8 protein-coding genes are annotated in these 11,747 nt (G+C 74.2%); 1 reads left to right on the top strand and 7 read right to left on the bottom strand.

The genetic code is table 11. The annotated features are described in order from the left end of the window. Nucleotides 1-447: 447 nt before the first annotated feature. From C229_RS0125500 to C229_RS31860, 7 genes are all read right to left on the bottom strand, one after another. Nucleotides 448-1,599 carry a VWA domain-containing protein gene (locus C229_RS0125500; protein WP_018657954.1) on the bottom strand — a complete coding sequence of 384 codons (1,152 nt, stop codon included), beginning with the start codon at nt 1,597-1,599 and terminating at the stop codon, nt 448-450. 339 nt (nt 1,600-1,938) lie between these two features. Continuing rightward, on the bottom strand, nt 1,939-4,581 hold the full coding sequence (locus C229_RS0125495) for a DUF5682 family protein (protein ID WP_018657953.1): 2,643 nt from the start codon (nt 4,579-4,581) through the stop codon (nt 1,939-1,941). Beyond that, entirely contained in the window at nt 4,578-5,663 is a 1,086-nt protein-coding gene (locus tag C229_RS0125490) for an ATP-binding protein (RefSeq protein ID WP_018657952.1), read from the bottom strand. The genes C229_RS0125495 and C229_RS0125490 overlap by 4 nt, the downstream gene beginning before the upstream one ends. Next, nucleotides 5,660-7,228 carry a DUF5691 domain-containing protein gene (locus C229_RS31865; RefSeq protein WP_018657951.1) on the bottom strand — a complete coding sequence of 523 codons (1,569 nt, stop codon included), beginning with the start codon at nt 7,226-7,228 and terminating at the stop codon, nt 5,660-5,662. Before C229_RS31865 ends, C229_RS0125490 begins: the two co-directional genes overlap by 4 nt. Further along, nucleotides 7,225-8,496 carry an SWIM zinc finger family protein gene (locus C229_RS0125480; protein WP_026314160.1) on the bottom strand — a complete coding sequence of 424 codons (1,272 nt, stop codon included), beginning with the start codon at nt 8,494-8,496 and terminating at the stop codon, nt 7,225-7,227. The genes C229_RS31865 and C229_RS0125480 overlap by 4 nt, the downstream gene beginning before the upstream one ends. A gap of 61 nt (nt 8,497-8,557) precedes the next feature. Then, a complete protein-coding gene (locus tag C229_RS0125475) occupies nt 8,558-9,289 on the bottom strand; it encodes a M50 family metallopeptidase (protein ID WP_018657949.1) in 732 nt (243 codons plus the stop codon). Nucleotides 9,290-9,362: 73 nt separating this feature from the next. Continuing rightward, nucleotides 9,363-10,301 (bottom strand): DUF5996 family protein, encoded by a 939-nt coding sequence (locus C229_RS31860; protein ID WP_033424772.1) that lies wholly within the window; start codon nt 10,299-10,301, stop codon nt 9,363-9,365. 133 nt (nt 10,302-10,434) lie between these two features. Here C229_RS31860 and C229_RS0125465 point away from each other — a divergent pair, with 133 nt between their 5' ends. Then, nucleotides 10,435-11,691 carry an acyltransferase family protein gene (locus C229_RS0125465; RefSeq protein ID WP_018657947.1) on the top strand — a complete coding sequence of 419 codons (1,257 nt, stop codon included), beginning with the start codon at nt 10,435-10,437 and terminating at the stop codon, nt 11,689-11,691. Nucleotides 11,692-11,747 lie beyond the last annotated feature (56 nt).

The following is an 11,747-nucleotide window of genomic DNA, read 5'->3' as shown; positions in this document are numbered from 1 at the left end:
GTGGGCGGCCCGGCTCCGAGGCACGTGCATGCGTGGTGGGTGGTGCGGGGCGTTGATGGTGTTCGTGGTCGGCGCCATTGTGGCGGCCTGGGTGTCGGGGTGGGCGTGGGTCGGTAAGGCGCGGCGTCCTGGCGGGTGGGTCCGGCTCTAGGGCACACGCGCGTTGGTCGTGGGCGGGTACGCCTCCCTGACGGTGCGTCTCGTCGGGTCGGCTTAGAGGACGGATGCCGGGTCGCGGGCGGTGTGGCGCGTCGCGGCGCGGGGTCGGATGGCTTCGGTGGTGTGGCGTTGAGGGCGTTGTTGGCGCTGGCGTGGGCGGGTGGTTGAGGCCCAGGGGGCGTGGTCGGGTTCGGCGGCATGCGGGGTTCGCAGGTCGTCGGTGCCGTCGCGGGTTCGGTGGTTTCTGGGTGGGTTTGGTTGGCTTTTAGGCTCGTCTTCGTTCGTGGGTCAGGGTGGGGGGTCGGTGAAGTGGGTGAGGTCTTGGCGTTGGATGGCTGCGGCCATGAGGTCGGGGAAGTGGTCGGGGGTGCAGGCGAAGGCGGGGATGCCCAGTTCGGAGAGGGCTGTGGCGTTCCGGTGGTCGTAGGAGGGGGCGCCGTCGTCGGAGAGGGCCAGGAGGGTGATCACCTGGACGCCCGCCGCCGTCATGCGTGCCATGCGGCGTAGCAGCTCGTCCCGTACGCCGCCCTCGTAGAGGTCGCTGATCAGGATGAAGATCGTGTCGGTGGGGCGGGTGATCAGGCTCTCGCAGTAGGCGACGGCGCGGTTGATGTCGGTGCCGCCGCCCAGTTGCGTCCCGAAGAGCACTTCGACCGGGTCGTGCAGTTCCGGTGTGAGGTCCACGACGGACGTGTCGAAGACGACCAGCGACGTCTTCAACGCCCGCATCGACGCCAGGACCGCCCCGAACACGCTCGCGTAGACCACCGACGACGCCATCGAACCGCTCTGGTCGATGGCGAGCACGACGTCGCGCTTCACCGCGTGCTGGCGTCGTCCGTAACCGGCGAGGCGTTCCGGGACCACCGTCCCGTGTGACGGGAGGTAGTTGCGCAGGTTCAGGCGGATCGTGCGGTTCCAGTCGATGTCGGCCAGGCGGCGCGGGCGGGACGTGCGCGACGAGCGGTCCAGCGCGCCGGTGATCGCCGACCGCGTCCGCTGGGCGACGCGCCGTTCCAGCTCCGCGACGACGCGCGTCACCACGGCTCGCGCCGAGGACCGTGCCCGGTCGGGCAGCACCCGGTTCAGCGCCAGGAGCGTCCCGACGAGGTGCACGTCGGGTTCCACCGCGTCCAGCATCTCGGGTTCGACCAGCAGGCGCGTCAGGTCGAGCCGTTCGATGGCGTCCTTCTGCATCACCTGCACGACCGAGGACGGGAAGTAGGTCCGGATGTCTCCGAGCCAGCGCGCCACGGTCGGCGCCGAGTCACCGAGTCCGGCGCCGCGACGGCCGGTGCCTTCGCCGTAGAGCTTCTCCAGAGCGGAGTCCATCTTGGCGTCCGCGCCGCGTAGCGCCACGCCGGTTCCGTCCGCGGCGCCGCCGCCGAGCAGCAGCCGCCAGCGCCGCATCCGCTCGTCCACGTCCTGCCCGTCACTCATGGCCCGACCTTCCGCTCAACATCACAAACCATCCAAATTCGTGCGCCTGTGAAGGCTCCGGTCCGCTGGGACGTCGCTCCCGGGTCTGCGGCGCGCCGGTTCCTCGCTGACGGCCGGGCCACCGAACGTCGGCGTGGACCGTGGGACGTCGCCGTCCCCACTTGTCTTCCGGCGGGTGTCCGGGCCGTTCGGTGTGCGGGCGGCACGGTGACGCTGCGACACACCTCTTCCCTTTCTTGGACGTCTTCCGGTGTCTGTGCGACGTCTCGTGGGCGTCCGGGTGACCGGTGGGGTGGTGCGCCGCGCTGTCGGGAGTTCTCCGGCGGAGCGGGGTGGCGGTCATGTCGGGACCTTCCAGCCGAGAAGGTGCAGGGCGGTGGCGACGGCCGGTTCGGCTAGGGCCGGGTCGGGGGCGTTGACGGGGGCGGGGCGGGCGGTCGGGGCGGGGGATCGGAGGCGGTCGCCGATGGAGCGGCGTTCGGCCGTGCCGAAGGTGCCGAAGGTGCGGCGGAGCAGGGGGAGGACGTCGGTGAACGTGGCGGGCGGGAGGTCGGTGACCCACGCGTCCAGGAGCGCCAGGAGGTCGGCGTCGTGGACGAGCACGAGGCCGCCGCCCGCGAGGAACCCCTCCACCCACGCGGCGGCGCGGGACGGGGGCGCGCCGACCGACACCGCGCGGGCCATGCGGGCGGGGGTGTCCTGGGGGCGGCCCGCGTCGAGCAGCAGGCGAGTGAAACGGCCGCTGAGCAGGCCGTGCAGGGAGTCGCGGTCGGCGAGGCCGTGCAGGGTCGTGAACCAGCGGTCGCGGTGGGCGTCGTCGTCCAGCAGGGCCAGAGCGCCGTGGACGTCGTCGGTGTGGGCGAGCAGGGCGCGGGCCGCGTCGTCGTCGAGGGTGGTGACGGCCGGGGGCAGGCCGACGCAGATCCGGACGACGAGCCCGTCCACCACCGTGCGCAGCGGTCCGGTGGCGGTGCCGCGCACGTCGCCGTAGCGCAGGGAGCGCACCAGGGCGGGCAGCGCGGACATGAGGTGCGCGACGTCGGCGTCGACGGCGGCCCGGTCCGCGACGGCGCGCATCACCTCCGCGAGCGCGCCGCCGAGGTCGGCGAGCAGGCACTGTTCGGCGAGGGCGGTGAGGTCGGCCAGGGTGCCGGCGTCGCGCGCGCGGGCCTTCGCGCGGGCCGTCGCCGCCTCCGCGACGGTGACGCCCCACACGCCCGCCTCGATCAGCTCGACGTCGAGTTCGGGGCGCCACTCCAGCGTCCACGTCTCGCGGAACGTGCCCTTGGAGCGGACGGCGTCGGCCGCCGGGACGCCCCAGCCGACGCCCAGCAGGCGCAGCCGGTGCAGCAGGCGGCTGCGCTCCCGGTCGTTGGGTCGGCGCAGGTCGAACTCGTGCTCCTTCACGAGCGCGGACGGTTTGAGCCGCAGCCGCCGCTGCGCGGCCTGGAGGTCGCGTTGCAGCGGCACCATCGGCGTCGCGTCGGGGACGGCGCCGAGCCGTTCGCCGAGCAGCATCCGGCGCTGTACCAGCGCGAGCGGCACCTCGTCGCCCTCGCAGAGCACGGCCAGCGTCGCCTCGGTGACCTCGTCGAGCCCGGCCAGCGGACGGCCGCGCAGCACGGCGAGCGTCTCGGCCAGCCGGACGGCCTCGATGACGTGCGCCGACGACACGTGCAGGTCCTCGTCGCGCAGGACGCGCGCCGCCTCGGTGAGCCAGCGCTCGACGGGCCGGTCGGCCGCCGCGAACAGGTGCGCGTACCAGCCGGGGGACCGGACGCCGGCGCCGTACCCGGAGCCCTCCGCGAGGCGGCCGTGCGTCCACGGAACCCAGGTCATCGCGACCTTCGTCTTCGGCAGGCCCCGCAGGACGCGGTCGTCCTCCGCGACGGGCACCCGCGCGAGGACGGCGGGCACGTGCCACGCGCCGCAGACCACGGCGATGCGGGTGAATCCCTCCCGCTTCGTCTTCCGCAGGACGCGCCGCATGTGCGCTTCGCGCTGTTCCTCCCGTGTGAGGTAGCCGGGCGGCAGACCGGCGGCGACCTCCTCGGCGGGCAGCTCGGCCAGGCGCGTCCGCAGCTCGCCCATCGCCTCCGCGATCGCCGGGAACGGGGACGGCCCGCCTTCCCGATGCTCGACGACGTCGTCCCACCACCGCTCCGCATCGTCGTACCCGGCCGCCTCCGCCAGCCACGCCAGCGGATCGAACCGCACCGCCCGCGCCGCCCCCTCACCCCGCACCACCGAAGGCTCACCACCCCCGGCACCCGCACCGGAGGCCACGTCGCCATCCGCGCCGTCACCGGCGTTCCCGCCCGCCCCGGCGTTCGCGTTCTCACCGGCGTGGATGCTCGTACCGGTGGCGGTGTTGCTACCAGCGCGCGCGCTGTCACCGGCGGTCGTGCTCCTGGTGGCGCCTGCGGCGTCACCGGCGTCCGTGTCCACACTGGCGGTCGCGTTCTCACCGGCGTGTGTGCTTGTGCCGGTGGGCGTGCTGCTGCCGGTGTTCGCGCTGGTACCAGTGGCCGTGTTGCTACCGGCGTCCGTGTTGTCGTTGGCGGTCTTGTTCGTGTCGGTGTTCGTGTCCTCGCCGGTGGGCGTGCTCGTAGCGGCGGGGGTTGCTAGGAGGTGGGTGGCGGGGAGGTCGAAGAAGCGGGTGGGGGCGCCGGTTTTGAGGGCGTGGCGTAGGGCCTGCCATTCGGGGCTGAAGTCGGCGAAGGGCCAGAAGGCGGCGTTGCTCGTGCTTGCGCCCGTGGCGTCGGACGGGGTCGGGTCGACGGTGTAGGCCAGGAGCGCGACCGGGGGCGTCATGCCGGGGTCGGCGGCCAGGGGGACGAGGGCGTCGGCCTCCGGCGGGCCCTCGATGAGGACGACGTCGGGGCCGAAGTCCTCAAGGGCGCGGCGCAGGGCGCGCGCCGAGCCGGGGCCGTGGTGGCGGATGCCGAAGACCTCTACCACCGGGTCGGGGACGGGCGTCACGAGACCTCCCGGCAGGCACGGTAGAAGTCACGCCACTCGGGGCGCTCGCGCACGACCGTCTCCAGGTACTCCTGCCAGACGACGCGGTCGGACACCGGGTCCTGGACGACGGCGCCGACGATGCCGCCCGCGACGTCGCCCGCGCGCAGGACGCCGTCGCCGAAGTGCGCGGCCAGCGCCAGCCCGCTCGTGATCACCGAGATGGCCTCGGCGGTGCTCAGCGTGCCGCTCGGTGACTTGAGCTTGGTGCGGCCGTCGCTGGACAGCCCGCCGCGCAGCTCACGGAAGACGGTGACGACCCGGCGGATCTCCGCCAGGCCCGCCGGTGTCTCGGGCAGTTCCAGCGACGACCCGATCTGCTCGACGCGGCGGGCCACGATCGCGACCTCGTCGTCCACCGACTCGGGCAGCGGCAGCACCACCGTGTTGAACCGGCGGCGCAGCGCGCTGGAAAGCTCGTTGACGCCCCGGTCGCGGTCGTTGGCGGTCGCGATGACGGTGAAGCCACGCCGCGCCTGCACCTCGGAGTTCAGCTCCGGCACCGGCAGCGTCTTCTCGGACAGGATGGTGATCAGCGTGTCCTGGACGTCGGACGGCATCCGGGTCAGTTCCTCGATGCGGGCGACCGAGCCGCGCCGCATCGCCCGCATCAGCGGGCTCTCGACCAGCGCGGCCTCGGAAGGCCCCTCAGCGAGCAGCCGGGCGTAGTTCCACCCGTACCGGACGGCCTCTTCGGCGGTGCCCGCCGTGCCCTGGACGAGCAGCGTCGAGTCGCCGCTGACGGCCGCCGCCAGATGCTCCGACACCCATGTCTTGGCGGTGCCGGGCACGCCGAGTAGCAGCAGCGCCCGGTCGGTGGCGAGCGTGGCGACGGCGACCTCCATGAGGCGGCGCGGCCCGACGTACTTCGGCGTGATCACCGCGCCGCCGGGCAGTTCGCCGCCGAGCAGGTACGTGGTGACGGCCCACGGCGACAGCCGCCAGCCGGGCGGGCGGGGCCGGTCGTCATGCTCGGCCAGCACGGCGAGTTCGGCGGCGAACTGCTGCTCGGCGTGGGGCCGCAGCACGGCGTCTTGGCTCACGGGATCAGCTCCTTGATCATGGCGTGGCGGGTGCGCAGGACGGCGACGAGCGCGTCGCGCCGGGATTCCTGCGCGGGGGCGGGCAGGTCCGCGAAGCGATCGGCGGCGTCCGCCGCGAGGGCGGGGTCGAGCCGGGTCTCCACCAGGTGGCACAGGCCGGGGAAGGACCGGCGGTCGTCGTTGCCCGGCCGTTCCGCGAGGGCGGCCAGCGCGGCGGTGACCGTGGCGGCGAGCTCGCCGCTCCACGGCCCGGGAACGCGGTGCAGGACGCGGCACAGCAGCGCCGGATCGGTGAGGCGCCGCGCGAGCACGGCGGCGGCGCCGTCGCGGTCGGCGGGCGGCAGGACCGTCACCAGCTCCCCGAAGATCTCGGGCCGCTGGCTCGCCTCCCCGTGCGCGAGCAGCGCCCGCGCCCACCGCGCGTCGCGCTGCCGCAGCGCCGCCTGCGCCCACGAGACGTGCACGTCGTGGACGGCGTCCTCCGCGTCGGCCCCGCTCCGCCCGCCCCGGCGCGCCGCGACGGGCCCGTCGGCGGCGTCGGTGACGGGGAGTGTGACCAGTCGTTCGGGCGGAAGGCCGAGATGGTCGGGCCAGGTGGCGAGCGGGGTGCGGGAGAGGATCTCGCGGAGCCAGCCCGCGCGGGTGCCGACGTTGCGGCCGGGCAGGAACGTGCCGCCGGGCTGGAAGGGGACGCCGTCGCGGGCCAGGGCGTCGTCGTGGGCGTCGGGTTTGCCGGTGACGAGACGGTCGTCCTCACGGCGGAGGCAGTCGCGGGCGCGTTCGGCCATGCGGGCGCCGTAGGCGGTGCCGGGCAGGGCGGCCAGGAGGTCGGCGGCGTGCTGGCGGACGTCCTTGCCGCGGTCGGTCAGCGCGTCCTCCAGGAACGCGGCGTCGGCGAGGGAGAGGCCGGTGGCGAACGTGGCGAGGAACGCGGCGCGCGCCGGGGCGGGCTCGGACTCCCACACCTCCAGCAGGGCTTCGCGCGCGGCGGCGGGGTCGGTGCCGCGCAGGTTCTCCAGGTGGGCGGCGCGCTGGTCGCGGGTGCCGGTCTGCCAGATGTCGTCGGCCTCGGGGGCGTCGCCGGTGTACCCGAGGAGATAGGCCCAGCGCGGGTTCTGGAGGGCGAGCCAGACGCCGCGCCGCCCCGCGACCCGCGCGATGACGGGACGCAGCGGACGCCCGGCGCCGTCGCGGCCGAGATCGAGGACGGCGGGCAGCAGCGCGGGCGGGACGCGCAGCCCGAGCCGCGCGGCGGTCTCCAGCCATTCGGCGCGCGACGGATCGGCGCCGGGCGCCTGCAACAGCCCGTCCAGCCGCTGCGCGGCCGCGGCCGGGACGACCGGCAGTTCCTCCGGCGGCGCCGGGGCGAGGACTTCGACGTCGTCCGGCACGTGCGGCAGCAGCCCGGCGCGCCGCCCGACGGCCAGGACGGCGGCCTGATCGAGCAGCCTCCCGGCCGCGTCGCCGTCGGGTTCGGGTGCCTCGGGCAGCGGCGCGGGCGTGCGCCGCCCGGTGCCGAGCAGCGCCGCACCGACATGATCGTCCCAGGCGTTCTCGCGGGTCACACGATCACCGTTCCTTCGGTGGGGTGGTGGCAGGCCAGGACGGTGAGGCCCTGCGGAGTCCACTCGCCCGTCAGGGTGACGGGCTCGCCGCCGGAGACGGCGGCGAGCCGCCAGAAGTCGGCCGTGCGCAGGGGCACCGTGCCGGTGGCGTCCTGCGCGCAGGGGTTGTCGGCGGAACGGGCGAGGTGGACGCCGGTGAGGACGACGGGCCAGGCGTCCAGCCAGGGTTCGGCGGCGAGGGCGGCGGCGAAGGCGGCGCGGGCGTCGGCGACGGTGCCGCCCGGCGGAAGGGCCGGGACGGGGACGCCGTGCTGCTCGGCGACGACGGCGCGGAGCGGCGCCGCGCCCGGATAGAAGGCCAGCTCGGCGTCGAGCGCGGTGCCCGTGGGCGGCGCGGGCTCCACCGCGCGGCCGGGCGCGGCGAAGGCCAGCAGCAGCGCGGGGCGCCCCTCCTGCGACGCCAGCCAGGTGCGCCGCACGGTGAGCTGCTCCTGTTCGGAACTCCGGGTGCCGAGGACGTGCCAGCGGCCGCGGACCCGCTCGCCGGAGGCCAGCACCTCCTCCTGCGGGACGGTGAAACCCGTGCGGGAGCGGACGGTGGCGCGCAACCCCGTGGGCAGGTCGGGACGGCGGGCGGCGCGGGTGAGCAGCCGCAGCAGCGCGTACTCGGTGAGCAGTTCGTCCGGCCAGCCGGGCCGTCGCGGCAGCGCCGCGAGCGACCGGACCTGACCGGCCAGCGCCCCGGCCTGCGCGTCGACGAGGCGCCGGGCCAGATCGTCCCAGAGGCGGTAGGGGGCGCTCTCGGTGGCGGCGAGCCCCTGCGCGACCTGGTCGCAGAGCCAGCGGTCGAGGTCGTCGAGCCCGGCGGCGACGCGCGCCTCGCGGCGCTCGGCCGTCTTCGGATCGGCCGCCTTCGGCTTCGCCGGGGCAGCGGCGGTCCGCTCTCGCCGCCGGTCGAGCCACTCGGCGGCCCACGGCGCCCGGCCGCCCTCGGGGACGGTGCCGGCGCTCCACAGCAGTAGCAGCCCGAGCACGTGCTTGCACGGGAACTTGCGGCTGGGGCACGAGCAGCGGTAGGCGGGCTCGGTCAGATCGGCGCACGCCTGATAGCCGCGTTGCCCGCTGCCCTGGCACTCGCCCCAGACGGCCTCGCCGTCGCAGCCCAGCCCGGACCATTTGGCCGGCTTGGCGACCGTCGCCGCCGCCTTGGCGGACGCGGCGTCGGGCGCCAGCCCGCGCACGTGTTCGGAACTCCAGCGCTCGCTCACGGAACCGAAACTAGCCCCCGCGTCCGACACTTTCCGGCCCTCACGCAGGCTGTGGATAACTTCAGCCCGGCAGCTCCGGCGCGAGCAGCAGGACGCCGAGCCCGAGCGAGCCCAGCGCGACGACGAGGAACAGCCCCACCCACGTCAGCCCGGGTACCCCGGTGAGGTGGGCGAGCTGGTCGGCGTCCGACGTCGGGGCCATGCGGCGCTTGCGCATCCGCTGGAGTTCGATCACCGGGCGGGTGCCCGCGAACAGCAGGAACCACGCCGCGAGATAGGCGAACGCCGCCTGGATCTGCGGCCCGGTCACCCATGACACCACGAAGATCACCGCGCCGGTGCCGACGACCGACAGCACCCCGTACACGTTGCGGATCATGATGAGCATCGCGCCGAGCAGCGCCAGCGAGAACCACAGCATGAGCGTGATCCGCCCGGCGGCCAGCAGCGCCGCGAAAAGCAGTCCGAGCAGCGGCGGCGTGACGTAACCGGCGAGCGCGGTGAACACCATCCCGGGACCGTGCGGTTTGCCGCGCGAGACCGTCACGCCGGACGTGTCCGAGTGCAGCTTGATGCCGTCCAGCTTGCGCCCGGTGAGCAGCGCGGCGAGGGCGTGCCCGCCCTCGTGCGCGATCGTGACGATGTTGCGCGTGACCCCCCACAGCCCCCGGTGCGAGACGGCGCCGAGCGCCAGCGCCCCCACCAGGAGGACCAGCCACCAGTCCGGTCCCGGCTGCGTGCTCGTCAGGCGGTCGAACAGGTCCGCCTCGTTCGTGTTCAGATCGGTGCCCAAGCCCCACTCCGGATTCCTCGCCGCGATGACACAGACTAGGACGTCCGGGATAAGGCTCGCGTTCAGTCGCGCGTTATCGCTGGACCCGGCCGCGCTCGGGGCACCAGTCGGGGTGCAGTTCGTCGTAGGGCCAGCCCGCCGCCACGGCGCCGGCCTCGTAGGCGCTCTGCAGGAAGTCCAGCAGCGTCCCGCGCGGGTCGGCGGCGTCGCGGACGGGGGTCCACGCGACGCGGGCCTGGTGCGTCGTGCCGGTGGGCGTCCAGGCGGCGTCCCCGGGCAGGAGCGGCTGCCCGGTCAGCCTGGCGGGCTCGGGGTGGGTGTAGGAGTAGAAGGCCGGTTCGTCGAGGGCGGCGTCGCCGGGCCACCAGCCGAAGCTGATCACCTCGTGGCTGTACGCCTCGCGGGCGACGGGGTCGGCGCCGGCCATCGGGGGAGCGGCGCGGCCGGAGAAGCGGGCGGTCGCCAGGTCGAAGCTGTGCCAGAAGAGCTGCACCGGGCTGGCCTTGCCGCTGAACCAGCCCTGGAACTCGCGGAACGCGCCGTCCACCCAGGTGAGAGCGCGGTGGAAGTCCTCGACGGCGGCGCGGTCGTAGGACGCGTGCTCGATGTCGTCGGCGAACGGCGTCGTCATCGGGACGCCGTACGGCTCGGCCTTGATCGCGACGTCCACGCCGAGTTCGCGCAGCAGCGCGAACAGCTCGTCGTGGAAGGACGCGACGGACATGCCGTCGCGCAGCGGGATCGCGTCCTCGCGTCCGGCGGTGTGCACGACGACGCGGTGCCGCACCAGGTCGAACGCGATCCGGAAGCTGATCCCGGCGTGGACCATGCGGCCGGTGGTGTACCCCTGCTCGTCGACGCGCAGCGTGGTGTGCCACCAGTGGTTGCGGCGGGGCGCGGCGGCGAGCTGCACCTTGCCGACGATCTGCGTCCACAGGTGCAGGGTGTCCTTGGTGGACGACCACGCCGGATAGGGCAGGGCGGGGAGCTTGGACGACGACGTGTCGGTCATGGTGCGGGCGTACCCCTTCTCGGCTTCGGCTAGCCGCAATGATCCCACCGGCGCCTCCGTGCCCCCGACTTTGGCTCAGCCGGTTTGTGACCCTATGGTGGGGCACGCTGTGGAGATCTCACCTCGTGCGCCTTTGTCCCCCGCCCACCGCCTGGCGTGGCTGGACGTGCTGCGCGGGATCGGCGCCCTCGCCGTCGCCTTCCACCACGGGACGTTCCACTACCTCCCGGAGCTGCGCAGGGGCTATATCGACCAGTTCAGCCCGGGCATCTGGGGCGTGCTGGTCTTCTTCCTCGTGAGCGGCTTCATCATCCCGGCCTCGCTGGAACGCACCGGTTCGGTGCGGCGGTTCTGGATCGGCCGGTTGTTCCGCATCCATCCGCTGCTGCTGGTGGCGCTCGGCGGGTTCGTCGTGCTCGGCGTGACGGGCCTGTCGCCGATGGAGGAGCGGCTGGGGGAGGGATTCGACCCGGTGGCGGCGGTCCTGGCCCATCTGACGATGCTCCAGGACCTGCTGTCGGTGCCGAGCGCGCTCAACGTGCTGTGGACGCTCTCCTACGAGATGATCTTCTATCTGCTGGTCGTGGGCCTGTTCGCCTTGCGGGTGCACCGCAGGTCGGCGACGGTGACGCTCGCCGTCGCGGGCACCGCGCTGGCGATCGGGCCGCTGCTGCCGACGCTCGCGCTGACGCGGGGCCTCGGCCTCCGTCCGGCGGTCGTGGTCGTGACGGTCGCGGTGGTGCTCTCGATCGTGCTGGCGTGCTCGCGCCGTCCGGGCGTGGCCCGGGCGGGCGCCCTGCTGGGCGGGGCGACGGGCCTGGCCGTCGTGCTGTTCAACAGCCGGATCGAGGCGTGGCAGGGCCTCGTCCTGCTCGCCATGATGTTCCTCGGGACGGCCGTGCACCGCGCCGACCAGGGCGAGCTGGCCTGGCGCTGGGTGGCGCTGGCCGGAGTCGGGACGGTCACCGCCGCCCTCGTCCTCGGCCGCTGGGGCAGTCCCGACATGGTGGACGACAACGCGGGCCGCGCCTGGAACTCGGCGGTGCTGTTGGCGGTGGCCGCGTTCGCCGCCGCGATGGCGCTGCGCGACCGGCGGATGCCGCGCGTCCTGGCCTGGCTGGGCGTGATCAGCTACTCGGTCTACCTGCTGCATCCGCTCGTGCTCGCGCTCAGCGACGGGACGATCTGGCGTCCCGAGCGCGACAACCCGTGGTGGATGGCGGGGTACCTGGTGGCGGTCGTGGCGCTCAGCGCCGTCACCCACCGCCTCGTGGAGACGCCGATGCAGCGCCTCGGCCGCCGGGTGGCGCGCCGCGCCGACCCCGGCCCGCCCTCGCCCGGCGCCGTCCCGGCGTCCTCGCCCGCGCCGGAGCCGTCGGCCCGGAGCTGAACCGGCGGCGAATAAAAAGGGCATTCCATGAAATGCCGTCCGTCTCGGTTCAGCGT

The sequence above is a fragment of the Actinomadura flavalba DSM 45200 genome, assembly GCF_000374305.1.
Lineage (GTDB): Bacteria > Actinomycetota > Actinomycetes > Streptosporangiales > Streptosporangiaceae > Spirillospora > Spirillospora flavalba.
Note: the sequence above shows the minus strand (reverse complement) of the source record. Positions and strands in the feature narration are given on the sequence as shown.

Bases quoted from the DNA above. Each gene is read 5' to 3' on its own strand.
- C229_RS0125500 (WP_018657954.1), bottom strand. From the start codon at position 1,599: ATGAGTGACGGGCAGGACGTGGACGAGCGGATGCGGCGCTGGCGGCTG.
- C229_RS31860 (WP_033424772.1), bottom strand. From the start codon at position 10,301: ATGACCGACACGTCGTCGTCCAAGCTCCCCGCCCTGCCCTATCCGGCG.